Genomic DNA, 24,599 nt, shown 5'->3' on the forward strand with positions numbered 1-24,599 from the left:
TCCGGTCACCGAACGGCAAGAGCCAAGATAGGAGCGGGCGGCGGCAAGGTCAATGCGGTGTGAAAGTTACTCGCGGCAAGGGGATCCGGCGCCGGACGCGCGTCTGTCCACAAAGGAATCGGCGCAGCACGGCATGCTGCGCTCACTGGCCGAAGATGCGCTGCTGGATCTCGCGGCGGTAGTCCTCCAGCGTGTTGTCGATGTGGACGGCGGCCGCGCGGGCCGCCGCGTCCGGGTCGCCGTCGCGGATCGCGCGGTGGATGGCGTCGTGCTCGTCGAGCGCGTCGGCGGCGTGCCCGCCGACCGTGCCCGACATCCCGACGATGTTCGTCCGGCGTTGCAGCCGGCGGGCTTCGCGCACGGCCACGACGAGGAACTGGTTGTGCGAGGCGGCCGCGACGCAGAGGTGGAACTCGTCGTCCCCGCGGTCGAACAACGCGCTCCGGCCGGTCAGGTGACCGCGACGGCAGGTCTCGGCGGCGGCCTCGATCGCGCGCAGCTCCCCGGGCGTGGCGTTGACGGCCGCGAGCCGGCCGGCGGCGGTCTCCTGGATCCGGCGGGACTCGAAGAGCATGTGGACGTGGCCGAGATCGGCGGGCAGGAAGAACCCGCCCCACCCGGAAGCGCCGAGCATGCCTTCGTCGTCGGACACATACAGCCCACGTCCCTTGTGCGCGCGCACCCGGCCGAGCGCCGAAAGGATCTTGACGGCCTCCCGCACCACGGTCCGGCTGGTTCCCATCCGCGCCGCCAGCTCGTTCTCCGTCGGCATCCGGTCGCCGGGCCGCAGCCGCAGCTCGGCGATGAGCCGGAGGATCTGCTCGGCCACCACCTCGTAGCCGGGCCGGCACGGGACGGACGGCGCCGTTTCCTCGTCACTGGTCACTCGATGAGTACGACTCAGTGACTCTACCGCCGGGCGGCGCTGGCGCGTCAACACCGGCAAGCCCGGAATGAAACTTACATACTTTTCCGCAGTTGAACGCGTCGAACGCCATGACGATCGTCAACTCCGCGCTGAACTACCTGGCCACGCTGCCGCAGCAGAACCGGATCGAGGTGGAGAGCCAGAACTCCTTCACCGACCGGTACTCCCCCGTCGACCACGTCAGCGGCAGCTCGGTCGTCATGCAACAACCGGCGTGGAACAACAACAACTGGGGTTACGACACGCTCGCCAAGCCTTTCGGTGGCGGCCAGCTGTTCCTGGAGAACTCCTACGCGTTCCTCAAGAACACCGGCCAGTGGTTCCTCGACCCGCAGGCCGGGCGGCTGTACTACAAGGCACCCGGCGGATGGGTGCCCGGCAGCCACGACGTCGAGCTGCCCCGGCTGACGTCGTTGCTGCGGATCAGCGGCAGCTACGGCAACCCGGTGCGCGGCCTCACCTTCAAGGGCCTGCGCTTCGAGCACACGACGTGGCTGACGCCGGGCACGTCGGTGGGCTACGCGAACCAGCAGAGCGGCACGTTCCTGCCGGCCGCGGCGCCGATGCCGGCTGACTTCCTGACCTCGTGCCAGTCGGGCTGCCGCCAGTTCGAGGGCGCCCGCAACGGCTGGGCGCAGGCTCCGGCGGCCATCCAGGTGTCGGCGGCCACCGGGATCACCTTCACCGGCAACACTTTCGCCCACCTCGGGCAGGTGGCGCTGGGCATCGGCAACGACGCGGACGCCCACGCGTCCGGGGTCGGTCTCGGCGCGTCGTCGGTCACGGTGGACCACAACACCTTCACCGAGGATTCGGGGGCGGGCATCGTCGTCGGCGGCGTCCGGCCGGACGCGCACCACCCGGCCGACCCCGCGATGACCGACCGCGACATCACGCTGTCGTACAACACGGTGTCCCGGGTCGCCCTGGACTACCGCGAAATGGCCGGCATCCTGTCGACGTACGTCACGCACGCGGTGATCACGCACAACGACGTCGCCGACCTCACCTACGACGGCGTCGACGTCGGCTGGGGCTGGGGCGCCAACGACCCGGGCGGCAGCCAGGACTACCGCAACCGCGGCCTGTACGACTTCCAGCCGGTGTACTCGACGCCGAACGGACGGCGGCGAGCGAGCTGACGGTCTACGACGGCACGCGGTGCCTGGACGCCTCCGGCCAGGGCACGACCCCGGGCACGAAGGTGGTGATCTGGACGTGCAACGGCCAGGCCAACCAGAAGTGGCAGGCCAACGCGAACGGCACGATCACGGGTGTCCAATCGGGACTCTGCCTGGAGCCGTCGGCCGGCGCCACGGCGAACGGCACCCCGGTCCGGCTGTGGACGTGCACCGGGCAGAGCGGCCAGACGTGGACGACCGGTTGACGCCCGCACCCGGGATTCGCCCCGGGTGCGGGTTGATCGGCCGCCCGTGGGACCGGTGACCGGCACGCGGCCGTGACCCCGCGGCGGCCACCAACCCGTCGCGCCCCTGCGGGCGCGGAGCCGCGGCTGCGCGGTGGCCAGCAACCCCCGCAGTCCTCCCCGCCGAACCCCGCGCAGGTCCTCCCGGCGCGGCAACCCAGCCCTCCCCGGCGCCCATCAACCCGCGCAATCTCCCCGCAGCCATCAAACCCCGCGCAGGTCCTCCCGGGCGCGGCAACCCAGCCGTCCCCGGCTGCCACCAACCCGCGCAGCCTCCCCGCAGCCATCAAACCCCGCGCAGGTCCTCCCGGGCGCGGCAACTCAACCGTCCGCAGCGTCCATCGCCACGCCCGCCAGCTCCACCGGCAGGGGCACCACGACGTCCTCCCCCTCCCGGCGCCCGTGAGCCCGCACGGCCAGGCCGATCAACGCGAGCGTCCCCGCGTGGTGGCGCGTTCGCCGGTCGGCCTCGGTTTCCGCGGCCTCCGGTGCCGTGGTGTCGTCGCGGGCCCAGGCCGCCACCGCGCGCCGGGCCAGTTCCGCCGGCAGCCGGACTTCCACCGGGGGCAACGGCAGCTCGCGCAGGACCGCTCCCACCTCCGCCAGGGTCGCCGCCTCCGTCGCTCGTGCGCTCATCGTTCCAAGATCGCCGCCGGTGCCGGGTTCGCGCATCGGGGAATCTCCCTGACCCGGTGGCCGGGCCGGGCCGCGTCCCGGCCACGCGGTCATGGCACCGTCCGCCTCACCTGACCCGTTCTCAACCAGAAGGTTGACGACAGCGCTCCGGCGGCCTACAGTCCTACTCAACCGAAAGGTTGAGGATACCCGTGGACGACAGCACCGAACAGCTCAACCGGGTGTTCGCGGCGCTGGCCGACCCCACCCGGCGCGACCTGGTCGCCAGGCTGACCAGCGCCGACGCCACCGTCGGCGAGCTCGCGGCACCGTACGAGATGAGCATGCAGGCGATCTCCAAGCACGTGAAGGTGCTCGAGGAGGCCGGCCTGGTCACGCGCAGCAAGGACGCGCAGCGCCGGCCGGTGCACCTCAACGCCGAGACGTTCGACCTGATGACGAAGTGGATCGAGCGGTACCGCCGCCGGGCCGAGGAACGCTACCGGCGGCTGGACGCCCTGCTCGACCGCATGACCGGCGACGACAAGCAGACCCGCGAGGACGCATCATGACCCAGCACGAAACCGAGATCACGGCCGACCCGAAGGTGCCGACGATCGAGATCACCCGCGAGTTCGACGCCCCTCGGGACCAGGTGTTCCGGGCCCACGTCGACCCCGAGCTCTACGCGCAGTGGGTCGGGCCGCACTCGGTCACCACGCGGATCACCCGGTGGGACGCCCGCACCGGCGGCGCGTGGGCCTTCGCGAACGACCGGGACGGCGAGGAGATCGCCGCCTTCTACGGCAGCTTCCACGACGTGCGGCCGCCCGAGCGGATCGTGTGGACCTTCACCTACGAAGGCGAACCGGACGGAGTCGCACTCGAAACCCTGACCCTCGAAGAACTCGACGGCGGCCGCACGCGGCTGAGGGTGCTCAGCGTGGTGCCGGACTTCGCCACGCGGGACGGCATGCTCGCCAGTGGCATGGACGCCGGCGTCAAGCAGGGCTACGACAAGCTCGACGAGCTCCTCGCGAAGGGTGCCTGAGATGACCCCGGATCCCTCGAGCCCGGCCGGGCGCCACGCGCGCGAGGCCGCCCGCTTCACCGGGATCGTCGAGTCCGCTTCGGACGGAGACTGGACGCGGCCCAGCCCGGTCGCGGAGTGGACGGCGCTCGACGTGGTGCGGCACCTGGTCGACTGGCCTCGCGACTTCCTGAAGGGCGCCGGGATCGAGCTCGCGCGCCTGGACGTCGAAGCCGATCCGCGCGCCGCGTGGAAGCAGCACGTCACCGACATCCAAGCGATCCTCGACGCCCCGACGGGGCGGGTGCTGAGCAATCCGCACACCGGCGAAAAGCCCGTGGACGAGGCGATCGACCAGTTCTACACCGGCGACATCTGGCTGCACTCCTGGGATCTCGCCAAGGCGCTCGGCCGGGAGCCCGACCTGGGCCGCGAGCGCTGCGCCGAAGCGCTGGCCGCGATGCGGCCCATGGAGCGGATCCTGCGGGACAGCGGGCAGTTCGGCCCCGCCGTGCCGGTCGGCGACGACGCTTCCCCGCAGGACCAGCTCGTGGCGTTCCTCGGCCGGGACCCCGCCTGGCGGCCGTAGCCGGCGGGCGGTCAGCCGCGGTGCGCGTGCCGGAATTCGCCGGCGTCGAACCCGTGCAGGGCGCTCAGCAAGACGGCGGCCACCATCAGCAGCCCGACCACCCCGGCGACGGCGGCCAGCAGCCGTCGCCGGCGGCCGGGCACGGGCTCGGCGGCGCGCCCGAGCAGGATCGCGAGGTCGGCGAGGAGAGCACGGCGGGCAGCGGCGAGGACGGGCCGCCATCCCGTCGTCTCGTCTGCCTCGGCCACGGGCAGGTCCGCGGTCAGGGCCGCGAGTTCGTGCCGGAAGCGCAGCCGCTCCAGCTGTCCCAGCCGGTCCTCGACCTCGGCCATGGTCAGCCGGCCTTCGCCGGCCGCCGCGTAGAGGGCCGCCCGGACGCGCTCACGTTCCGCGTCCGAGCAGCGGATCCCGTCCGCCACGCCGACGGGCGCGTTCTCGCTCATCGGTTCTCCTTCCGCGCACAATCCCCTGCTGCCGAGGCTAACCGCGGAAAAGCGGGCGAACGTTAAGCTTCGATGAGAGTTTCCGGCCCGGGCGGCCGGCTCGGCTACAGTCACCGTGTGTCATCGCTGGCCGGACGAAGGGACGCCGGGTGCACCTGGTGATCGTCGACGACGAAACGGCCGTGCAGGACTCGCTTTCGCGGACGCTGCGCTTCGAGGGCTACACCGTCTCCGTCGCCGGCGACGGCGCCGCCGGGCTCACCATGATCCGCGACGAGCGTCCCGACGGCGTCCTGCTCGACGTCACCATGCCGGTGCTCGGCGGCCTGGAGACGTGCCGGGTCCTGCGGGCCGAGGGCAACACCGTGCCGATCCTGATGCTGACCGCGCGGACCGCGGTCACCGACCGGGTCGCCGGGCTGGACGCCGGCGCCGACGACTACCTCGTCAAGCCGTTCGCCCTGCAGGAGCTGCTGGCCCGGGTGCGGGCGCTGCTGCGGCGCACCGACTACCACGCCCCGCCCGCGCCGGCCGCGCCCCCGCCGCTGCGGTTCGCCGACGTCACCCTCGACCCGGCGACGCGGGAGGTCTTCCGCGGCACCCGCCCGGTGCACCTGACCCGGACGGAGTTCGCGATGCTCGAGACGTTCCTGCGTCACCCGCGGATCGTGCTGACCCGCACGGTGATGTTCGAGAACGTCTGGGGCTACGACTTCGGGACCGCGTCCAACGGCCTCGACGTCTACGTGAGCTACCTGCGCCGCAAGCTGGAGGCCGGCGGGGAGCCGCGGTTGCTGCACACCGTGCGCGGTGTCGGTTACGTGCTGCGCGAGGAACCGCTGTGAGACGGCCGCGCTGGAAGACGCTGTCGCTGCGGGCCCGGCTCGGCGTGCTCGTCGCCGCCGCGGTGGCGATCGCCGTGGTCACGGTGTCGGCGAGCTCGTGGAGCATCACCCGGGCGAATCTGTACGACGAGTTCGACGCCCGGCTGCAGTCCTACGCCCAGCTGGCGGCGAAGACGTCGTCGCCGGAGGAAGCGCTGGAAACGCTGCGGTCCGCCGACGACCGCGGGTTCGGCCGGGACGACGGGCTGACCGTGCAGTTCCTCGACGCCGGCGGCGCGGTGACCGGCACCGCGGGCGCGATGGCGCTCATCCCGGCGTCCCCGCTCGACGGGTTCGTCGCGGACGGCTCGCTCGGCCGCACCGCCGACCTGCGCCGCATCGACGGCGACCCGTTCCGGGTGTGGACCGCGCCGCGGCCGGGCGGCGGCCTGGTCCAGGTCGCCCAGGACTCCGACGACGTGGAGAAGACGCTGGCCCGCTTGGGTTTCTGGCTTCTGGTCGTGTCCCTGACCGGCGTGCTCGGGGCGACGCTGGCCGGCCGGGCGATCGCCCGCTCGGCGCTGCGCCCGGTCGACGACCTCACCTCGGCGGCCGAGAACGTCGCGCGCACGCAGGAGCTGTCGGCGGCGATCGACGTCACCGCGTCCGGCGAGATCGGGCGGCTGGCGACGTCGTTCAACGCGATGCTCGGCGCGCTGAGCCGCTCGCGCGACGAGCAGCGGCGGCTGGCCGAAGACGCCGGCCACGAGCTGCGCACGCCGTTGACCAGCCTGCGCAACAACATCGAGCTGCTCATCCACGCCGAGGCCAACCCGGAGCGCCGGCTGTCGGCGGAGGACCGGTCCCGGCTGCTGGCCGACCTCGACACGCAGGCCACCGAGCTGACGGCGCTGATCGGCGAGCTGGTCGAGCTGTCCACGGGGGAACGGCCGAGCGAGGCGGCGGAACGGCTGGCGCTGGCCGACGTCGTGGGTTCGGCGCTGGAACGCACGCGGTCGCGGTGGCCGAAGGTGACGTTCGCGGCCGAGCTGACGGGCGCGGACGTCGTCGCCCGGCCGGCGGCGCTCGAACGGGCGGTGCTGAACGTCCTCGACAACGCGGCGAAGTGGTCACCGCCCGGCGGCGTCGTGCGGGTGTCGATGACGGCGACGGCTGACGAGGTGTGCGTGCGCGTCGACGACGAGGGCCCGGGAATCGCGGAAGCCGATCTGCCGCACGTGTTCGAGCGGTTCTACCGCGCGGACGCGGCCCGCGCCCTGCCCGGCTCGGGCCTCGGCCTGGCGATCGTCGACCAGGTCCTGAACCGGCACGGCGGCCACGCGGAGGCCGGCCGCGCCGACACCGGGGGCGCGCGGTTCGACCTCGTCCTGCCCTTGGCCGCTTCTTAAGGAAACCGCGCGTGATCTTCATCGAACTCTCATGGAGGGCCAGCAGTGTCTGAGGGGTGACCCCACAGGTTTCCCCCGCGACGGTGACGCTGACCCTCGCCCTGGCGGCGCAGGCGATCATCGCCGGTCTGACGGTCGGGCTGGCGGGCCACGTGGACCCGTGGCGCGATCCGGTGAGCGACTACGCCTGGCACCGCGGCGGCCGCTGGCTGTTCACGCTGGCGGTGCTGCTGCTGTTGGCCGCGGCGGCGGCGCTGGTCGTGGCGGCCCGGGTGGCCGGCCTGCCCCGCAGCGCGGCGGCGACTGTCCTGTTCGGACTGTGGGTGGCCGGGTTGGTGGTGGTGCTGGTGTTCCCGGGCAATGTGAGCGCGGCGAACCCGACGGTGCCGGGCGAGGTCCACCGCGCGGGCGGGGCGGTGCTGTTCACGAGCCTGCCACTGGCGGCGCTGGCATTGAGCGCCCGGCTGCGGACGGAAGCACGCTGGGTCGCGGCGGGAGCGGCGTTACGCCGCGGCGCCACGGCGGGGATGGCAACGGCGGCGGCATTCGGAGCGGCCCAGGTGGTAGCGGAGCTGCCGGCGGGCCTGCTGGAGCGGCTGGCGTTGCTGGCGGAGTTCGCGATCATCGCCACGACGGCCACCGCGGCCCGGCGGCAGTCCGATGACCGCCCGCGCGGTCGCCGCCGCCCTCACCGGGAGGGCCGCCCGATGACCGCACCGCCCATCACCCCCACCGCAGCCCGGCGGGCAGTCCGATGACCGCCCTAGCGATCGCCGCCGCCCTGCTCGGTGCCGTGTTCTTCGCCCTCGCCGCCACCCGGCAACACGCCGAAGTCGCCAGCCTCGGCGCCGGTCGCGGCCCCGCCCTGCGCACCCTCGCCCGCCTGCTGCGCTCACGCCGCTGGTGGACCGGCACCGGGCTGGCCGCCGGCGGCAGCCTGCTCCACCTGGCCGCCCTGTCGCTGGCCCCGCTTCCCGTCGTGCAGCCGCTCGGTGTGCTCAGCCTCGTGCTCACCGTCCTTTTCGGACGCCGCGTCCGCGACCGCCGGGTCCTCGTCGCGCTCGCGCTCGTCGTGGCCGGTGTCGGCGGATTCGTCGCGCTCGCCACCTCCGCCACCACCGGCGCGGTCACCGCAGGCACCGCCCAGGTCGTCGCCCTGACCGGGTTCGCCGTCGCCGCCGGTGCCTGGTTCACCCGCGCCGGTTGTGCCGTGCTCGCCTCCGCCGCCGCCGTCCTCTTCGGACTCGGGTCCGCCGTCGTGCACGCCGCGGCCGCTCAGCCCGCCGGTTCCGCCGTGCTGCTCGGCGGGCAGGCGCTGCTCCTGCTCGGCGCCGGTGGCGTGCTCCTGCACCGCGCCTACGCCGCCGGGTCCGCGGCCGTCGTCGTCGGCACCGCCACCGTCCTCGACCCGCTCACCGCCGTCGCCGTCGGTGCGCTCGCCTACGGCGAAACGCCCCGCCCCGCGGCCGTCGTCGCCGCGGCCGTCGCTGTCGCCGGCGTGCGCGTGCTCGCCGGGACCGTCCCGCCCACCCGAACCGAGGAGATCCCCGTGCCCCCGTCGTCCGGCCTTCGCGTCCTGATCGGCGCCGACACCTTCCCGCCCGACATCAACGGCGCCGCCTTCTTCGCCGCGCGCCTGGCCCGTGGCCTCGCCCGCCGCGGCCACGACGTCCACGTCGTCTGTCCGTCCACGCGCGGCCGCGCCGGCACCGAGCAGCGCGACGGCTACACCGTCCACCGGCTCCGGTCACGGCCCATCCCGTTCCACGGCGGCTACCGCTTCTGCACGCCGGGTGCCGCGAGCCGGGCCGCCGGGCCGCTGCTGGAGCGGTTGCGTCCGGACGTCGTGCACGTCCAGGCCCACTTCGGCGTCGGCCGCGCCCTGCTCGCGGCGGCGGCCGCGCGCGGCATCCCCGGGATGGCCACCAACCACTTCATGCCGGACAACCTGCTCGGCTACACGCCGTTCCCGCGCCGCGTCAAGGAAACGCTCGCGCGCTGGGCGTGGCGGGATCTCAAGCGCGTCTACCGCCACGCCCGCCTGGTCACCACGCCCACTCCGCGCGCGGCCGAGGTGCTCGCCGGGATCGGGCTCGGCCGCCCGGTCGAGGTCGTCTCCTGCGGCATCGACCTCGCCCACTACGCCGCCCCCGCGCGCCCGGACGGCGAGCCGATGTCCGTGCTGTTCGTCGGCCGCCTCGACGCGGAGAAGAACGTCGACCAGCTGCTGCGCGCGCTCGCCCCGCTGCCGCACGTCCGCGCGGACCTCGTCGGCGACGGCACCCGCCGGGCCGACCTCGAGTCCCTCGCCGCGCAGCTGGGCATCGAAGACCGCGTGACGTTCCACGGCTTCGTCCCCGACGCCCAGCTCGTTCGCCGCTACGCCGAGGCCGACGTCTTCTGCATGCCTGGGACGGCCGAGCTGCAGAGCCTCGCCACGATGGAGGCGATGGCGGCCGGGCTGCCCGTGATCGCCGCCGACGCCGTCGCGCTGCCCCACTTGGTGCACGACGGCGTCAACGGCCACCTCTTCACCCCCGGCGCGATCACGACGATCTCGCGCCACCTCGCCGAACTGGCCGCCGACCCGCCGGCGCGGGCCCGGATGGGCGAGCAGTCCCGCGCCCTCGTCGCCCGTCACGACATCGACGGCGTGCTGAGCGCGTTCGAGACGCAGTACCGGGTCCTGCTCGGGCTACCCACCCGCCCCGCGGTCAGCGAAGCCGCTTAGCCGATCGCGCCCACCAGCGGCGGCACCGCGAACCGCACGTACCGCCCGGTGCCGGCCGCGGCGTTGAGCCGCTCCGGTTCGGCGACGTCACCCCAGCGGCCGGTCGAGACGCGGGCTTCGAGGGCGTGCAGGGCGGCGATCGTCTCCGCCGGCTGGAAGGCGCAATGCCCGGTGCCTTCGACGAAAGCCTGCCGCAGCAGCGGCCCGGCCCCCGCCTCGGCCACCCGGCGCGCGTACCAGTTCTCCTGCTCCACCGGCACGAGCTGGTCGGCGACGGTGTGGACGTCCAGCTCGGGCACCCGCAGGCGGCCGGTCGGCATCGACGTCCTCGCGAGCGTGGCCACCGCGCCCGGGTCGGCCGTGATGTCCGCGTCGCGAGTGAGCTTCGCCAGGTCGGTGTCGAGGTCCAGGCCCGCGCGCCGGTACAGCTCGCCGACCTGCCGGGCGTGGCTGCTGCGGGCCAGCAGCTGCCGGTAGTCGGTGCCGCGGGTGGCGGCGCTGTTGCCGCCCGCGGCCAGCTCGATCTGCCGGCGGCCGGTCACGACGAACCCGAGCACGAACCCGGCGAGCGTCTGTTCCTGGTGCGTCTCCTGGGTTTCGTAGTCCCGGGGCGCGGGCGGCGCGGAGCCGGTGTACCAGGTGGGCACGTTCATCAACGCGGCGGCGAGCGCGATCCGCGCCCGGCCCGCCGGGGTGGCCTGGGCGTCGCCGGTCACCTGCGCCAGTGCGGCGGCCGCGGCGGCGGCCTCGTCCTGACCGGCGTAGCGCACCAGCTTGATCGCCCGCTCGGGCGCGAGCAGGTGGGACAGCGCGTATTCGCCGTGCAGCTGATAGTCGTTGAGGTTCAGCGCGCCCGCGACGAGCCCGCACGTCGTCAGCGCGGCGTCGACGCGGCGGTGCGGGTCCTCCGCCTCCCGGGCGCTGACCAGCCCGCCCATCGACGTCCCCCACGCGATGGTGCGCTTCGCGGGACCGATTTCGGCTTCGAGGGCGGCCAGCGCGGCGAATTGGTCGCCGACCGCGGACTCCAGCGCCCACCAGGACGGCCCCGAGTAGGACGACCCGACGAGGGCGTAGCCGCCGGCGAGCAGCGCCGACGCCGTGGCCGCGTCCGGCGCGTCCTGCGCGGTGAGCGGCCCGAACCCGTGGCTGTAGAGGATGATCGTGCCGTTCCACGCGTCCGGGACGTCGGCCACCCAGCTCGCGCCGTCGGGCAGCTGCCCGGTGTGGTGGCCGGCTTCGGTGGCTTCGGCGGACGGCACGAGACCGCCGGCGAGAAGCGCGGTGACCAGCATCGAGACCAATCCGAAACGGCGTTTCACCGTTCGACCTCCACGGCTCGGGCGACGGCCGGCTCGGCCAGGTCGTCGCGATGGCTTTCGCGCAGGACGAGCACGCACAGCACGGTGACGAGGCAACAGCCCGCGATCACCGCGGAGATCACGCCGGTGCCCGCGCCGGCGACGGCCGCGAACACCACGGGACCGATGCCCGCGCCGAGCCCGGCGACCTGGTAGCCGAGCGACGCGCCGGTGTAGCGGGTGCGGGTGCCGAACAGCTCCGTGCACAGCGCGGCCAGCGGCCCGTACATCGCCGGGTGCGCGACCGACTGGCCGAGCACGACCGCGAGCGTCAGCAGCGCGGCCGAGCCGCTGTCGATCAACGGGAACAGCAGGAACGCGACGACGCCGGTGGCCAGCGCCCCGCCGATGACGACGGGACGGCGTCCGACGCGGTCGGACAGCGCCGAGTAGCCGATGATGCCGATCACCGCGCCGACCGAGGACACCGTGATCGCGTTGAGCACGGTCTGGCGCGGGAAGCCCGCCTGCACGGCGTAGGACAGGACGTACGTGGTGAGCGTGCCCTGCGCGACGAAGGCACCGAACCCGACGCCGATCGCCAGCAGCAGGTTCTTCGGGTGGCGGCGCAGCACCTCCAGCAGCGGGATGCCGGCCGGTCCGCGGGCGGCGGCGAAGACCGGCGTCTCGGTGACCTTCAGCCGGATGAACAGGCCGATGGCCAGCAGCACGACGCTGAGCAGGAACGGCACGCGCCAGCCCCACGCGAGGAACTGCGCGTCGGTGGTGACCGCGCCCATCAGCGTGAGCAGCAGCGTGGAAACCACCATCCCGCTGGGCGCGCCGGCGTTGGTGAAGCCGGCCCACAGCCCGCGGCGGCTGGTGGCGTGCTCGGCCGACATCAGCACCGCGCCGCCCCATTCGCCGCCGACCGCGACGCCCTGCAGCACGCGCAGCACGACCAGCAGGATCGGGGCCCAGACGCCGATCTGCGCGTACGTGGGCAGGAGCCCGATCAGCGCGCTCCCGACGCCCATCATCGACATCGTGATCACGAGCATCCGCTTGCGGCCCAGCAGGTCGCCGAAGTGCCCGAAGACGATCCCGCCGATCGGCCGCGCCAGGTAGCCGGTGGTGAACGTGCCCAGGCTGGCGATCGTGCCGACCACCGGATCCAGGTTCGAGAAGAAGACCTTGTTGAACACCACCGCCGAAGCCGTGGCGTAGAGCAGGAAGTCGTAGTACTCGATCACGCTGCCGAAGTAGCTGGACAGCACCGCGCGGCGCAGCTGCGCCCGCGATCGGAGGTTTTCCGCCATCGCACCCTGCCTCGTCGCCGACCCCACGTGACCCACGCCACGCCGCGACGAACGTTAAGCACATTGGTGACTACGGTCAAGACTCTGCCCAACATCAGGTCCGGGCTTATGCTCGCGAGGTGACCGATCTGGCCGAACCCGCCGCCGCCGAAGGCGTCGGCGCCGACACGCCGCGTCCCCAGACGCTGCTGCTCACGTTCCTCGGCGGCCACGTCCTCGACCGCGGGATCCACGTGGCCACCGCGAGCGTGCTGGACGTGCTGGACCGGGTCGGCGTCTCCGAGCACGCCACCCGTTCGACGCTCAGCCGCATGGCGCGCCGCGGCCTGCTGCACCGGGTGCGCCGCGGCCGGCACGTGTACGTCGGCCTGACCGAGCGATCGCGGGCGATCCTGCACGACGGCGAGCGCCGGATCTGGCACGCCGGGGCGGTCAACCGGCAGTGGGACGGAACGTGGACGCTGCTCGGGTTTTCGATGCCCGAGTCGTGGCAGCGCCAGCGGCACGCCCTGCGTTCCCGCCTGCTGTGGTCGGGGTTCGGCAGCCTCCAGGGCGGCCTGTGGATCGCGCCGGGCCGGGTCGACCCGGCCCCGCTGCTCGACGGCCTCGGCGCCGACGGTCACGTGAAGGTGTTCCAGGCCCGCACGCTGGCACCCACCGAGGTGGCCGAGATCGTGCGCGAGGCGTGGGACATCGAGGAGCTGGCCGGCCACTACCGAGCATTCCTGGCCCGCTGGCAGAACCCGACGACCCAGGCGGCGGACAGCCTCGCCCGCGACCTGCTGCTGGAGTCGGACTGGCTGCAGACGATCCGCACGGACCCCCGGCTGCCCCGGGAGCACCTGCCGGCCGACTGGCCGGCCGAGCCGGCACAGGAGCTGTTCTACGCGCTGAGCACGGAGCTGAAACCGGCCGCACACACGATCGCGGCGAGCATCCTCGACACGATCACCGACGAGCAGGCGGACGAAGACTGACTGTGCGGCAGGGCGGGGCCGTGGGGAGGCGCAGCCGGGCGCAGGCGCGGCGCAGCCGGGCGGCGGCGCAGCGACGCGACGCAGGAGCGCAGCGGGGCGGGGCCGCAGGCGCGGCGCAGCCGGGCGGCGCAGCCGGGCGACGCAGCCGGGCGACGCAGGCGCGGCGCAGCCGGGCGACGCAGCCGGGCGACGCAGGCGCGGCGGCGCAGCCGGGCGGGGCCGCAGGCGCGGCGCAGCCGGGCGGCGGCGCAGCGACGCGACGCAGGAGCGCAGCGGGGCAGGAGCGCAGCGGGGCGGGGCCGCAGGCGCGGCGCAGCGGGGCAACACAGCCCGACGCCGCGGGAGCGGCAGCGAGGGGCAGCGACGGGGCGGTGCAGGCGCCGCACGGCGAGGCGGCGGCGCAGGAGTGCAGCGCGGCAGCGCAGCGGGGCGGGGCGGGGCGACAGCGCAGGCGGAGCGGCGGCGCAGCAGCGCGGTCGGGCAACGGCGCGGCAGGGCGTGCGGAACCGGTGTGCCGGGCCCGCCCCCTACGCGAGCCCGGCACACCGCATCCCCGATGTCGTCCTCCGGCTCCCCAGCCGATCGAGCACGACGGTCCCCGCACCCGATCCCGACGATCGCGTGCAGCGGTGGAACCGGCGTGGCCGAGCGACGTGACGCAGCTCCGGCCGGGGAACCCCCGGATGGGTGATACGTGGAGTGGCAAGGCCGCGTGGCGCTCGGTCCGGACGAGTCCGAAACGCCTGGTAGGACGGGTTCGACCGGCAGGGTCAAGGCGTGCGGGCCGAGCGGCCCGGCGGCAGCAGCCATCTCAGCATCGCCGCCCAGGTGCCATGCCGGGCCCGCGCGAGCCCGATCCTGCACGCCCGAGCCGAGCGGGTTCCGGCGTCGCGCCAGGCGGCCCACTCGTTCAGGCGCCACGCCCGGCCCCGGGCACCTCACTGGTGCAGGCGCTGCGTCCAGTCCTCAGGAACCCGGTCGGCAGGCCCCGGCGCGGTCTGCGTGAGCGGCCGGTGCTGCGGCCCGGCCAGCTCGGGACCGGATTCGTACATCACCTGCTCGCCGTAGTCCCAGAACCACTCCTCACCCGGCTCGAAACTGCGCACGAACCGATGCCCGGTCGCAGCGGCATGGGCGCTGGCATGCTGGCCAGGCGAGGAATCGCAGCAGCCGACATGGCCGCAGCCGGCACAGCGCCGCAGGTGGAACCACCAGCCTCGCGGGTCCGCGGCCTCGCAGTCCGCGCAGCCCGTGCCACTGGGGGGCACCGAGGGATCTACACCGTCCACGCGAACTCCTCTGCTCGACCTCCCGCGCGGCGAAGCGCGGTCACCACGAGGCTACGACGCCGGCGCCGGTTCCGTTGTTCCGCTCAGCACCGGCGGTACGCTGACCGTGGCCGGCTGACGTACGGGGGGCTTGCCGCATGGCCATTCGGGGAATGGACGCCGACGACCCCATCGTGCAGCTTTCCGGCCGGATCGCCGCCCGCGCGAACGGGAACGACCCGCGGGCCGCCCTCGATCCGCGCCTCCTGGACGACGTCGCCACGCTGCGGCGGCTGATCTCCGAGCGCGGAGGCCGCCGCCAGGCGCGCCGGGTCCTGTCCCTCCTCGCCGACTACACCGCCGCATGCGTGCACTTCGCTCGCCACCGGCACCTCGGCGCGGCCGACGGCGAGCGGGACCTCCTCGCCGCGATCGAGCTGTTCCGCCCGGTCCACGAGTACCTGCCCGAGTACGTGCCCTGGTCCGTCCGGAGCCTGCTCGGCCACCGGGCGGAAGTCGTCGGCGGGACGATCGTCGAACGGGCCGAAACCCTGGCCAGGGACGGCGTCCGGCTCGCCGAAGCCGCCGCGGCCGAGCACGACCGGGGGAAGCTCGGCCACGCCGTCGCCATGCTGCGCGAGGCGGTCGACGACACGCCTCCCGGACACCCGCTGCGCGGTCAGCGGCTGAGCAGCCTGTGCGCCGGGCTGGTGGCACGGCACGAGCTGATCGGCGACGAGCGGGACGCGGCCGGCGCGGTGGCCGCCGCCCGCGAGGCCGCCGCCGCCACCCGGCCGGACTCGCCGTTCTACGCGAGCACCCTGTACCGCCTCGGCGCCGTCCTGCGGGCGCGCGCGAACGCCACCGGGGACCAGCCGACCGCGGACGAAGCGATCGAGACGCTGGAGCGGGCGGCCGCGGCGATGCCCGGCGACCACCCGGACCGCGCCGGCTGCCTGCGCGAGCTGGGCCTGCTCCGCGCGCTGCGGTCCGTGACCACGCGGGACGCGGCCGCCATGGACCGTGCCGTCGGCAGCCTCCGCGAGGCCGTCGCCGCGGCGGGTGAAGCCGGCCCGGGCCGGCTCGAGCAGTTCGGGTTCGTCCTCGTGCTGGCGCACCAGCGCACCGGCGACCGGCGGCACATCACGGAGGCTGTCGCCGTGTTCCGCCGCGCGGTCGGCCTCGCGCCCGACCCGGAACGTCCCCGCTACCAGGCCGGGTTGGCTTCGGCCTGCCGCCTGCGGTTCGCGAGCACGCGGGAACCGGCCGCCATCGAGGAGGCCGTGGCCGTGTCCCGGGCCGCGCTGAGCGCGGCCCGTTCGGCGGCGCAGCGCGTGTCGGCCCTCGGCGAGCTGGGGTCGGCGCTGACCGACCGGGCAGCGGTCACGGGCGACGTGTCCGACCTGCACGCGGCGGTGGACGCGTTGCGCCAGGCCATCGCCGCGGACCCGGGCGAAGCCCCCTGGCGGTCGGCGCTGGGCTCGGCGCTGCTCGCGCTGCACCTGGCCACCGGCGACGACGCGTGCCTCGACGAGGCGATCCGGTCCGCGCGGGCGGCCGTGGTGGCCAGCCCGCCCGAAGATCCGATGCGCCCGCTGCGGCAGAACCTGCTGGGGCGGACGCTGTGGCACCGCGGGGACCGCACCGGCGACCGGGAGGCGCTCGCCGAAGCGATCACGACACTCGACGCGGCGGCCGAGCAGCTGCCCGACGACCACCCGCTGCAGCTCACCGTCCGGACCAACCTGGGTGCCGCGTTCGGGGCGCTGTACCGGCAGACACGGGAAGCCGACGCGCTCCACCAGTCGGTCGCCGCCTTCCGGTGGGTGGCCGACCGGATGCCGGAGGACCACGTCAAGCGCGGCTCGTACCTCGGCAACCTCGGCGGCGCCCGCTACGAGACGTACCTGCGCACCGGGGACCGGGCCGAACGCGACGCGGCGATCGGCATCCTCGCCGAGGCCGTCCGGCACCGGAACGGCCAGGACCCGCCGGCGTTCCTGTCGAACCTGGCCGCCGCGTTGATGGACCGCCACGACGAGACCGGCTCCGCGGCCGACCTCGACCTCGCCGCCGACGCGGCCCGCCGCGCGGTCACCCTGCTCGCGGACGACCATCCGACGCGCTGCGTCGCGCTCACGTCGCTGGGCCGGACGCACCTGGCCCGCCACCGCGCCGGCCGCGACCCGGCGCAGCTGGACCAGGCGCTCGAACTGCTCAGCGCGGCCGCGGCGATGCCGACCGCACCCGCCGAAGCCCGGATCCTCGCCGCCCGCCAGTGCGGTGACGCGGCACTCGGCGCCGGGAAGGCGGAGGCGGCGCTCGCCGCGTTGACGACCGCGGTCGAGCAGCTGCCGCTGGTGAGCGGACGGCAGCTCAGCCGGCCCGACCAGGAGCTCCAGCTGGCCCGTCACCACGGCCTGGCCTCCGACGCGGCCGCGTCGGCCATCGCCGCCGGCCGGCCGGAGCGGGCCGTCGAGCTGCTCGAAGCGGGACGGGCGATCCTGCACGCCCGCGTGCTGGAGAGCCGCGGCGATCTCGCGGACCTGCGGGCCCGCGCGCCGGAGCTGGCCCGCCGGTTCGCCGAGTTGCGGGACGACCCGGCGCTGGCCGGGTCGGCGGCCGCGGCACCGGACGCCGGCGGCCCGGAGTTCGCCGATCGGCTGGACACCCGGCACGAGCTGGCCCGCGAATGGGCCGAGCTGGTGCGGACCGTCCGGACCGAGCACGGGGGCGCCGGGCTGTTCCGGCCGCCGCGGCTCGACGAGCTGGTGCCCGCCGCCGCGGACGGACCCGTCGTCATGATCAACGTGAGCCGCTACCGCTGCGACGCGCTCGCCGTGACCGCGTCGGGCGTGCGCGCGATCCCCCTGCCGGGCCTGGCGTCGGCCACCTTGGCCGAGCGGGCCGCCGGCTTCGTCGGGGCCCTCGGCATCGCCTGCGGAGGCGCGCCGACGGCCGCCGCCCGCGACGCCGCCGAGGAGACCATCTCCGCAACGATCACCTGGCTGCGTGACACGGTCACCCAGCCGGTGCTGGCCGCGTTCGACGCGCCGGTCCCGCGGATCTGGTGGTCGCCGACGTCGTTGCTGTCGTTCCTCCCGCTGCACGCCGCCGTGACCGGCGAGACGGTCTCGTCGTACACCCCGACCGTCGGGGCCCTGCTGCGGGCCCGCGGCCGACGTCAGGCGCCGATCCGGCGAGGACTGGTCGTGGCCCTGCCGAACACCCCGGGCCTGGCGCGGTTGCCGGGCGTCACACGCGAACGCGACCTGCTGACCGAGCTGTTCCCCGAGACCGTGGTCCTGCGCGGCCCGCAGGCGACCCGCGCCGGTGTGCTGCGCGAGCTGCCGGCGCACGAGTGGGTCCACCTGGCCTGCCACGGCCGCAACGACGTCATGCGGCCTTCGAGCAGCAACGTCCGGCTGTGGGACGGCCCGCTGTCGGTCCAGGACCTGGCGGCGCTCGACACCGAGCGCGGCGTGCTGGCCGTGCTGACGGCCTGCGAGACCGCGCAGGGCGGTGCCCTGCTGGCCGACGAGGCACTGCACATCGGCGCGGCGTTCCACCTGGCCGGGTACCCCCACGTGATCGCCACGCTCTGGTCGGCGCACGACGCCGCGTCCGCCGAGCTGACGGAGGCCTTTTACCGCGGTCTCGGCGGTTCCGCGGCGTCCGGGCTCGACGCCACCCGCAGCGCGACAGCCCTGCACGCGGCGGTGCGACAGCTGCGTGACCGCTACCCCGACCGGCCGTCGCGCTGGGCCCCGTACCTCCACGTGGGGCCGTAGGCTCCGATGATCCGCACCCGAGGGGAAGGCCGCCCGTGGCAGCGATGTTCGAGCGATACACCGACGAGCTGCGCGCGCAGTTCGACTACCTGCCGGCCTGGCTGCCCAACACCCACCTGGAGCTGGGCGACGTCGGCATCCTGCGCCGCGACCGGTTCGAGCGACAGACATCGCTGACCGAGCTGGGCATCCCGTACCGGACGCGAAACAGCGGCCACGGCATCGACCTGGACTACAGCTCGTCGGGCAACGTCAGCATCACGGTGTCGGGCGCGGCGGAGAGCCCGGTGGCGGGGCCGCTGCGCATCGCGGTCTCGTTCGCCCGCGAGCACGGCGTCGTGTTCCAGGCGAAGTCGTGCCACACGAAGGAGATCGCGGACCGCCACACGCTGGGCCGCGCAGTACTCGCCCTGTCCGAGGCAGGTCGCTGGCCCCGCAACCACGTGGTGATCACGGAGCTGGTCACGACGGGACCGGCGGTGGTGCTGGTCGCGGGCCACCACGACGCCCGCATGGAACTGGCGGCAACGGTCCCGGCCCCGCTGGACGCCCTGCCGCTGGCGTCGGCGTCCGCGGCCCTGGACGTGGTCAGCTCGCGGGGGATCGGGGTGAAGATCATCGCGCCGACGGGCTTGACGCCGTTGTTCCGCGCATCAGGCGTGCGACGCCGTCTGTTCGGTGAAGACCGGTTCGAACATCGAGGGGTGGAGAACGACTGGGGCGAGCCGCCGGCCGTCGATCTGCCCGACATGCCGGCGGAGTTCATCGAGGTCACCTACGAAGACGTCTTCTGAGCGCACGTCCTCGCCCGCGCGACATCACGTTCTCAGCGTCCTCACAGCGATCTTCCGCAAGAGTTGGGGCCGCCGCCCGCTCCCTGTACCACCGAGAAACGAGACTGGCTGTGAACGCCCCTCTGACCAGACGCAGTCTCTTCGGCTTCGCGCTGGGCGCCGCCGCGCTGACCGCGTGCTCGGCTCCCGAACCCGCGCCCACGCCTACGCCCGGCAGCGCGAGCCGGCCGACCGGCACGGCCGCCACCACCTCCTCCGCCGCTCCCGCCGACACCGCGCCCTCCGGGCCGGCCACCGAGGTGAGCCGGTCGGATTCCGGGCGTCCGCAGGTCGCGCTGACCTTCCACGGTGCCGGGGATCCGCGGGTCACCCGGGAGGTGCTCGACATCGTGCACCAGCACGGCGCGCGGATCACCGTGCTGGCCGTCGGCACCTGGCTCGCCGCCCACCCGGATGCCGCCCGCATGGTCCGCGACGGCGGGCACGAGCTGGGCAACCACACCTGGAGCCACCCCGCCCTGTCCGGGTACGCCGCCGACCCGATGTACGCCGAGATCCAGCGGTGCCGGGACAAGCTCGTCGAGCTCACCGGGTCGCCCGGCGGCTTCTTCCGGCAGTCCCAGGGCCAGCACGCCACCGAGCGCGAACTCGCCGAAGCCGGCCGCGCCGGTTACTCGAAAGTGTTGTCCTACGACGTCGACTCGCTGGACTGGCAGGACCCGGGACCCGCCGCCATCCGGGCGGCCGTGGCCAAGGCCAAGGCGGGCAGCGTCGTGAGCATGCACCTCGGCCACCCCGGCACGGTCGCCGCCCTGCCCGGGATCCTGACCGATCTCGCCGGCCGCGGCCTCACGCCGGTCACCGCGTCGGAACTGCTGGCGTAGCCCATGTCCCTGCGCTCGGCCGCCCTGGCCTTCACCGTTGTCACCGTCCTGCTCGCCGGGTGCTCCTCCGGCGGCGACCCGATGTCCGGCATGCCCGGGATGAGCGGACCGGGCACCCCGACGTCCGGGCTGCCGCACGAGCCGACCCCGCCCGCGCCCGCCCTGAACCCGTTGCCCGGCATGCCCGCCGTCCCCGACCCGCACAACGTCGACGCCGCCGCCGGGGCCGGCAAGCTCGCGCCCGCCGTCGCGGCGGACAAGCCGCTGGTCTACGTGCCGCACAGCGGGTCCGGCGACGTCTGGGTGATCGACCCGGCCACCTTCCAGGTCGTCGCCAAGTACCCGGCGGGCAAGGAACTCCAGCACGTCGTGCCGTCGTGGGACCTGCGCACCCTCTACGCCACCGACGACCGCGGCGACCACGTGCTGCCGTTCGACCCGAAGACCGGGCAGCCGGGCAAGCCGTTCCCGGTCGTCGACCCGTACAACATGTACTTCACCCCGGACGGGCGCTACGCGATCTCGGTGGCGGAACGGCTGCGCAAGCTGGTCTGGTACGACCCGCACACGTGGCAGGTCCACGACGAGACCCCGGCGCCGGACTGCGCGGGCATCGACCACGCCGACTTCTCCCCCGACGGCCGCACCGCGGTCTTCACCTGCGAATTCGCCGGCCGGGTCGCGGTCGTCGACGTGGCCACCCACCGGCTCGTGCGGATGATCGACATGCCGCACCGCAACACCCACATGGGCCCGCAGGACATCAAGCTCGCCCCGGACGGCTCGGTGTACTACATCGCCGACTCCGACGCGAACGGCCTCTGGGTCCTCGACGGCGCCGCGACGCACGTCCTGCGCTTCATCGCCACCGGCCGCGGAGCGCACGGCCTCTACCTGTCACGAGACGCGAAGCAGCTGTACGTCACCAACCGGCACGAAGGCAGCGTCAGCGTGCTCGACGCCTACACCGGCGCGCCGGTCACGACGTGGCGCCTGCCCGGCGGCGGCAGCCCCGACATGGGCAACGTCACCGCCGACGGCACGCAGCTGTGGCTGTCGGGACGCTACGACCGGGTGGTCTACGTCCTGTCCACAAAGGATGGTTCGCTGATCAGGAAGATCCCCGTCGGCAACGAGCCGCACGGCCTGTGCGTCTGGCCGCAGCCGGGCCGCTACTCCCTGGGGCACACCGGGATCACGCGCTGACCGCCGTCGTCAGGAGTGCCTCGACGAGCCCGCGCGCCTGCCGGGCCGGGCCGTCGGCGCCCAACGCGGGCGCCGACGCGTACACGCCTTCCATCACCAGGACGAGCTGGTCGGCGAGCGTCCCGGGATCCGCGACCCGCAGTCCCGCCGTCAGCTCGCCGATCCGTTCGCGCACCCACGCCTTCGTGCCGATGGCCAGCGCATGGGCGCGCGCCGACGCGTCGGGCAGCTCGGCCATGGCCATCAGGAACGGGCAGCCGCGGCAGCGGTCCGGCCGCACCTGGTCGGCGAGCGCGGCGAACAGCGACCGGATCGCTTCGGCAGGGCCGGCGCCGGCTGTCGCGTCGAGGAACCACTGCCGGTAGCGCTCGCCCGCGCGCTCGACGTACGCGGCGACCAGGTCGTCCTTGGAAGCGAACAGGCGGTACAGCGTGGTCGGGGCGACGCCGGCCGCCGCCGCGACCGCGTCGACGCCCGTGTTCTTGATGCCACGCCAGTAGAACAGCTCGTGCGCCACCGCCAGGACGTGCTCCCGGGTCTGGTTGGCACTGCGTCGCACAGCCGCTAGGTTAACACGTTAGGGAACGATCCCTAACATTCGAAACGGAGCCTGGGGGCATACCGATGAGAAAGGCATTCGCCGTCCTGCTGCTGCTCGTGCTGCTCGCGCCGCCGGCAGCGGCCACCACCCGGCCGCTCACGGTCGGGCGGTCCGCGTCACCGAACCCGGGGTCGGTCAACGTCCTGTGGGCCGACGCGCCGCGCGGCCTGGTCGTGATCGACTCGGGCCGCACGCTGTCCGAAGCGCGCAAGACCGTGGCCGCGATCCGCGCCACCGGCCGTCCGGTCGCCGCAATCGTCATCACGCACGCGCACCCCGACCACGTCGGCGGGCTCGGCGTGCTGCACGCGGCCTTCCCGCAGGCGCCGATGTACGCCGGCGCCGCGACCATCGAGGAGATCCGCACCGACTCGAAGGGCTTCTACGCGCTGACGCGGCAGATCGACGGGGCCGACTACCCGGCCGTGATGACCGTGCCGGACCACGTGCTGCGGCCGGGCGTGCCGGTCGTCGTCGGCGGGCTGCTGCTGCGGACCGCCGAGTTCGGCCCGGGCGAGACGGACGCCGCGACGGCGTTCTACGAGCCGGTCAGCCGCACGCTGTTCGCGGGCGACCTGGTGGCCAACCACATGACGCCGGCGTTGCTGGAGGGCCACACCTGCGGCTGGCTGGCCGACCTCGACCGGCTCGCCCGCCGGTTCCCGCACGCCCGGGTCCTCTACCCGGGCCACGGCGCCCCGGGCGGCCCGGAGCTGATCGGCGCGCAGGCGCGCTACATCCGCGACGTCCGCGCGCTGGTCGCGCCGGTCGCCGCGCCGTCTTCGCCGGGCGGCACGGCGGTGACGCCCGAGGAGCTGGCGTCGGTGAAGGCCCAGCTGGCGGCGGCCTACCCGGACTACCCGAACGTGGCGTCCCTGCCGACGCTCGTGGACGTCAACATCACGGCCGTGGCCAAGGAGATCGCCACGCAGCCGGCCTGCTGAGTCCCGGACGGGCGCGGCGTCAGGCGGGAGTCGACGCCGGCTGCCGCGCCCATTCCGGGTACTCGCGAGGTTTCCCGGTGCAGCTCCGCGATTTTCGCGCCGGTCCCGGGTCCGCGTCGTCGGTGAACCGCACGGCCTCCCGCGCGCTGCGCACGCTCACACAGGCCAAGCTGGGCCGGTTCCCCGAGCTGCTGACCGAGGCTGCGACCCCGCGCTCGCCGCGGAGCAGTTCTTCGCCCTGCTGACCGGCCCGCTCGAACGCCGCTCCCGGCTCGGGACGCGCCCCCGAGATCGACGCCGTCGACGACCAAGCAGCCGACACGACTCTCCGCGCCTTCGCCGCCCGACCCTCGCCCCGCGCGTCCTTGCCGAAAGTTGCCCAACCCAACTATTGCGTCGGGAAGGTTTGTCGCACCCCGCCCGCGGGAAGACGGCGGACGGACTGGCCGCGCGCGAAAGGGACGATGCATGCGAGCGCTCACCGTGGTGCCGGACAAACCGGGCAGCCTGGACGTCGGCTCGGTCGCCGACCCGCGGCCCGGGCCGGGCGAGCTGCTCGTGCGGGGCGTCGCGCTCGGCGTGTGCGGCACCGACAAGGAGATCGCGCGCGGTGAATACGGCTGGGCGCCGCCCGGGCGGGACCGGCTCGTGCTCGGGCACGAGTCGCTCGGCCGGGTCCTCACCCCCGCCGGCGGCTTCGCCGAGGGCGACCTCGTCGTCGGTGTCGTGCGGCGGCCCGATCCCGTGCCGTGCGGCGCGTGCGCGGCCGGGGAATTCGACATGTGCCGCAACGGCCGCTACACCGAACGCGGCATCAAGGAACGCGACGGCTACGGCAGTGAACTGTGGACCGTCGAGGCGGACTACGCCGTGCGCCTGGATCCGCGGCTGGCCGACGTCGGCATGCTGATGGAGCCCACCACGGTGGTCGCCAAGGCGTGGGAGCAGATCCAGCGCGTCGGCGAGCGGGCGTGGTTCGAGCCGCGGCGGGTGCTCGTCACCGGCGCCGGGCCGATCGGGTTGCTCGCCGCGCTGCTGGGCACGCAACGCGGTCTCGACGTGCACGTCCTCGATCGGGTCGCCGACGGCCCGAAGCCCGGTCTCGTCAAGGCACTCGGCGCGACCTACCACCACGATCCGGTCGACCGCGTCCTCGCCGCGCTGCGGCCCGACGTCGTCGTGGAGGCCACCGGTGTCGGCAGTCTCGTGTTCGACGCGATGGCCGGCACGGCGTCCTACGGCATCGTCTGCCTCACCGGCGTGTCGCCGGCCGGGCGCAGCCTCACCGTCGACGCCGGGTCCCTCAACCGCGACCTCGTCCTCGAAAACGACGTCGTCATCGGCTCGGTCAACGCGAACCTCCGCCACTACCACGCCGCGGCGGACGCGCTCGCCCGCGCCGACCTCGGCTGGCTGAGCGGGCTGATCACCCGCCGGGTGCCGCTCGGCCGCGCCGCGGAAGCCTTCGACGCGGGCGAGGACGACGTCAAGGTCGTCATCGCGCTGCCGGGCGACTGAC

At 74.1% G+C, this 24,599-nt stretch carries 22 protein-coding genes and 1 pseudogene; 16 read left to right on the forward strand and 7 right to left on the reverse strand.

What is annotated here, in order from left to right:
- Window positions 1–142: 142 nt before the first annotated feature.
- On the reverse strand, window positions 143–886 hold the full coding sequence (locus BT341_RS30575; RefSeq protein WP_245805160.1) for a FadR/GntR family transcriptional regulator: 744 nt from the start codon (window positions 884–886) through the stop codon (window positions 143–145).
- Between the two features lie 92 nt (window positions 887–978).
- Here BT341_RS30575 and BT341_RS30580 point away from each other — a divergent pair, with 92 nt between their 5' ends.
- Together BT341_RS30580 and BT341_RS46775 are read left to right on the forward strand one after the other, a co-directional pair.
- Complete coding sequence (locus tag BT341_RS30580; protein ID WP_245805161.1) at window positions 979–2,070, forward strand: right-handed parallel beta-helix repeat-containing protein; 1,092 nt, start codon at window positions 979–981, stop codon at window positions 2,068–2,070.
- Window positions 2,049–2,315: pseudogene (locus BT341_RS46775) on the forward strand (RICIN domain-containing protein); the annotation flags it as partial. The gene BT341_RS30580 and the pseudogene BT341_RS46775, both read left to right, overlap by 22 nt.
- A 360-nt stretch (window positions 2,316–2,675) precedes the next feature.
- On the opposite strand, the gene BT341_RS30590 reads toward BT341_RS46775, so the two are convergent.
- The gene (locus tag BT341_RS30590) at window positions 2,676–2,990 is read right to left on the reverse strand and encodes a hypothetical protein (RefSeq protein WP_072482270.1); all 315 of its coding nucleotides are present in this window, start codon (window positions 2,988–2,990) and stop codon (window positions 2,676–2,678) included.
- 191 nt (window positions 2,991–3,181) lie between these two features.
- On the opposite strand from BT341_RS30590, the gene BT341_RS30595 reads away from it, so the two are divergent.
- The 3 genes from BT341_RS30595 to BT341_RS30605 are packed head-to-tail and all read left to right on the forward strand — an operon-like array spanning window position 3,182 to window position 4,588.
- Window positions 3,182–3,541 (forward strand): ArsR/SmtB family transcription factor, encoded by a 360-nt coding sequence (locus tag BT341_RS30595; protein ID WP_072479565.1) that lies wholly within the window; start codon window positions 3,182–3,184, stop codon window positions 3,539–3,541.
- On the forward strand, window positions 3,538–4,020 hold the full coding sequence (locus BT341_RS30600) for an SRPBCC family protein (RefSeq protein ID WP_072479566.1): 483 nt from the start codon (window positions 3,538–3,540) through the stop codon (window positions 4,018–4,020). The genes BT341_RS30595 and BT341_RS30600 overlap by 4 nt, the downstream gene beginning before the upstream one ends.
- Window position 4,021: 1 nt before the next feature.
- The gene (locus tag BT341_RS30605; protein WP_072479567.1) at window positions 4,022–4,588 is read left to right on the forward strand and encodes a maleylpyruvate isomerase family mycothiol-dependent enzyme; all 567 of its coding nucleotides are present in this window, start codon (window positions 4,022–4,024) and stop codon (window positions 4,586–4,588) included.
- Between the two features lie 11 nt (window positions 4,589–4,599).
- Here the strand turns inward: BT341_RS30605 and BT341_RS30610 are convergent, their stop codons facing one another.
- Complete coding sequence (locus BT341_RS30610; RefSeq protein ID WP_072479568.1) at window positions 4,600–5,031, reverse strand: DUF1707 SHOCT-like domain-containing protein; 432 nt, start codon at window positions 5,029–5,031, stop codon at window positions 4,600–4,602.
- 149 nt (window positions 5,032–5,180) lie between these two features.
- Between BT341_RS30610 and BT341_RS30615 the strand changes: the two genes are divergently transcribed.
- Genes BT341_RS30615 through BT341_RS30630 form a run of 4 tightly spaced genes read left to right on the forward strand, consistent with a single transcriptional unit; the run spans window position 5,181 to window position 9,995 of the window.
- Window positions 5,181–5,876: a response regulator transcription factor gene (locus tag BT341_RS30615; protein WP_072479569.1), complete on the forward strand. Its 696-nt coding sequence runs from the start codon at window positions 5,181–5,183 to the stop codon at window positions 5,874–5,876.
- Window positions 5,873–7,264 (forward strand): sensor histidine kinase, encoded by a 1,392-nt coding sequence (locus BT341_RS47430; protein ID WP_072479570.1) that lies wholly within the window; start codon window positions 5,873–5,875, stop codon window positions 7,262–7,264. The genes BT341_RS30615 and BT341_RS47430 overlap by 4 nt, the downstream gene beginning before the upstream one ends.
- A gap of 56 nt (window positions 7,265–7,320) precedes the next feature.
- Complete coding sequence (locus tag BT341_RS30625) at window positions 7,321–8,022, forward strand: DUF998 domain-containing protein (RefSeq protein ID WP_245805162.1); 702 nt, start codon at window positions 7,321–7,323, stop codon at window positions 8,020–8,022.
- Window positions 8,019–9,995, forward strand: coding sequence for a glycosyltransferase (locus BT341_RS30630; RefSeq protein ID WP_072479571.1), 1,977 nt, complete (start codon window positions 8,019–8,021; stop codon window positions 9,993–9,995). The genes BT341_RS30625 and BT341_RS30630 overlap by 4 nt, the downstream gene beginning before the upstream one ends.
- Here BT341_RS30630 and BT341_RS30635 read toward each other — a convergent pair.
- A complete protein-coding gene (locus BT341_RS30635; protein ID WP_245805163.1) occupies window positions 9,992–11,317 on the reverse strand; it encodes an alpha/beta hydrolase in 1,326 nt (441 codons plus the stop codon). The genes BT341_RS30630 and BT341_RS30635 overlap by 4 nt on opposite strands.
- Complete coding sequence (locus tag BT341_RS30640; RefSeq protein ID WP_072479573.1) at window positions 11,314–12,615, reverse strand: MFS transporter; 1,302 nt, start codon at window positions 12,613–12,615, stop codon at window positions 11,314–11,316. Before BT341_RS30640 ends, BT341_RS30635 begins: the two co-directional genes overlap by 4 nt.
- A gap of 119 nt (window positions 12,616–12,734) precedes the next feature.
- Between BT341_RS30640 and BT341_RS30645 the strand changes: the two genes are divergently transcribed.
- Complete coding sequence (locus BT341_RS30645; protein WP_143168677.1) at window positions 12,735–13,592, forward strand: PaaX family transcriptional regulator; 858 nt, start codon at window positions 12,735–12,737, stop codon at window positions 13,590–13,592.
- A 938-nt stretch (window positions 13,593–14,530) separates the two neighbouring features.
- Here the strand turns inward: BT341_RS30645 and BT341_RS47435 are convergent.
- Window positions 14,531–14,881 (reverse strand): UBP-type zinc finger domain-containing protein, encoded by a 351-nt coding sequence (locus BT341_RS47435; protein WP_072479574.1) that lies wholly within the window; start codon window positions 14,879–14,881, stop codon window positions 14,531–14,533.
- Window positions 14,882–15,018: 137 nt separating this feature from the next.
- Between BT341_RS47435 and BT341_RS30655 the strand changes: the two genes are divergently transcribed.
- The 4 genes from BT341_RS30655 (at window position 15,019) to BT341_RS30670 (ending at window position 21,535) form a co-directional block, all read left to right on the forward strand.
- On the forward strand, window positions 15,019–18,651 hold the full coding sequence (locus BT341_RS30655) for a CHAT domain-containing protein (protein WP_143168678.1): 3,633 nt from the start codon (window positions 15,019–15,021) through the stop codon (window positions 18,649–18,651).
- 35 nt (window positions 18,652–18,686) lie between these two features.
- Window positions 18,687–19,445, forward strand: coding sequence for a hypothetical protein (locus BT341_RS30660; protein WP_143168679.1), 759 nt, complete (start codon window positions 18,687–18,689; stop codon window positions 19,443–19,445).
- A 110-nt stretch (window positions 19,446–19,555) separates the two neighbouring features.
- Window positions 19,556–20,329 carry a polysaccharide deacetylase family protein gene (locus tag BT341_RS30665; protein ID WP_072479577.1) on the forward strand — a complete coding sequence of 258 codons (774 nt, stop codon included), beginning with the start codon at window positions 19,556–19,558 and terminating at the stop codon, window positions 20,327–20,329.
- Window positions 20,330–20,332: 3 nt separating this feature from the next.
- The gene (locus BT341_RS30670; RefSeq protein WP_072479578.1) at window positions 20,333–21,535 is read left to right on the forward strand and encodes a YVTN family beta-propeller repeat protein; all 1,203 of its coding nucleotides are present in this window, start codon (window positions 20,333–20,335) and stop codon (window positions 21,533–21,535) included.
- On the opposite strand, the gene BT341_RS30675 is transcribed toward BT341_RS30670, so the two are convergent.
- A complete protein-coding gene (locus BT341_RS30675) occupies window positions 21,525–22,094 on the reverse strand; it encodes a TetR/AcrR family transcriptional regulator (RefSeq protein ID WP_218177783.1) in 570 nt (189 codons plus the stop codon). The two genes, BT341_RS30670 and BT341_RS30675, sit on opposite strands and share 11 nt — an antisense overlap.
- 65 nt (window positions 22,095–22,159) lie before the next feature.
- Here BT341_RS30675 and BT341_RS30680 point away from each other — a divergent pair, with 65 nt between their 5' ends.
- Both BT341_RS30680 and BT341_RS30685 read left to right on the forward strand, forming a co-directional pair.
- The gene (locus tag BT341_RS30680) at window positions 22,160–23,080 is read left to right on the forward strand and encodes an MBL fold metallo-hydrolase (RefSeq protein WP_143168680.1); all 921 of its coding nucleotides are present in this window, start codon (window positions 22,160–22,162) and stop codon (window positions 23,078–23,080) included.
- Between the two features lie 468 nt (window positions 23,081–23,548).
- Window positions 23,549–24,598, forward strand: coding sequence for a glucose 1-dehydrogenase (locus BT341_RS30685; RefSeq protein ID WP_072479579.1), 1,050 nt, complete (start codon window positions 23,549–23,551; stop codon window positions 24,596–24,598).
- Window position 24,599 lies beyond the last annotated feature (1 nt).

Origin of the sequence: Amycolatopsis australiensis, assembly GCF_900119165.1 — a bacterium.
In the GTDB taxonomy this organism is placed as follows: Bacteria; Actinomycetota; Actinomycetes; order Mycobacteriales; family Pseudonocardiaceae; genus Amycolatopsis; species Amycolatopsis australiensis.

Bases quoted from the DNA above. Each gene is read 5' to 3' on its own strand.
- BT341_RS30590 (WP_072482270.1), bottom strand. From the start codon at position 2,990: ATGAGCGCACGAGCGACGGAGGCGGCGACCCTGGCGGAGGTGGGAGCG.
- BT341_RS30600 (WP_072479566.1), top strand. From the start codon at position 3,538: ATGACCCAGCACGAAACCGAGATCACGGCCGACCCGAAGGTGCCGACG.
- BT341_RS30605 (WP_072479567.1), top strand. From the start codon at position 4,022: ATGACCCCGGATCCCTCGAGCCCGGCCGGGCGCCACGCGCGCGAGGCC.
- BT341_RS30610 (WP_072479568.1), bottom strand. From the start codon at position 5,031: ATGAGCGAGAACGCGCCCGTCGGCGTGGCGGACGGGATCCGCTGCTCG.
- BT341_RS30630 (WP_072479571.1), top strand. From the start codon at position 8,019: ATGACCGCCCTAGCGATCGCCGCCGCCCTGCTCGGTGCCGTGTTCTTC.
- BT341_RS30640 (WP_072479573.1), bottom strand. From the start codon at position 12,615: ATGGCGGAAAACCTCCGATCGCGGGCGCAGCTGCGCCGCGCGGTGCTG.
- BT341_RS30655 (WP_143168678.1), top strand. From the start codon at position 15,019: ATGGCCATTCGGGGAATGGACGCCGACGACCCCATCGTGCAGCTTTCC.
- BT341_RS30670 (WP_072479578.1), top strand. From the start codon at position 20,333: ATGTCCCTGCGCTCGGCCGCCCTGGCCTTCACCGTTGTCACCGTCCTG.
- BT341_RS30680 (WP_143168680.1), top strand. From the start codon at position 22,160: ATGAGAAAGGCATTCGCCGTCCTGCTGCTGCTCGTGCTGCTCGCGCCG.
- BT341_RS30685 (WP_072479579.1), top strand. From the start codon at position 23,549: ATGCGAGCGCTCACCGTGGTGCCGGACAAACCGGGCAGCCTGGACGTC.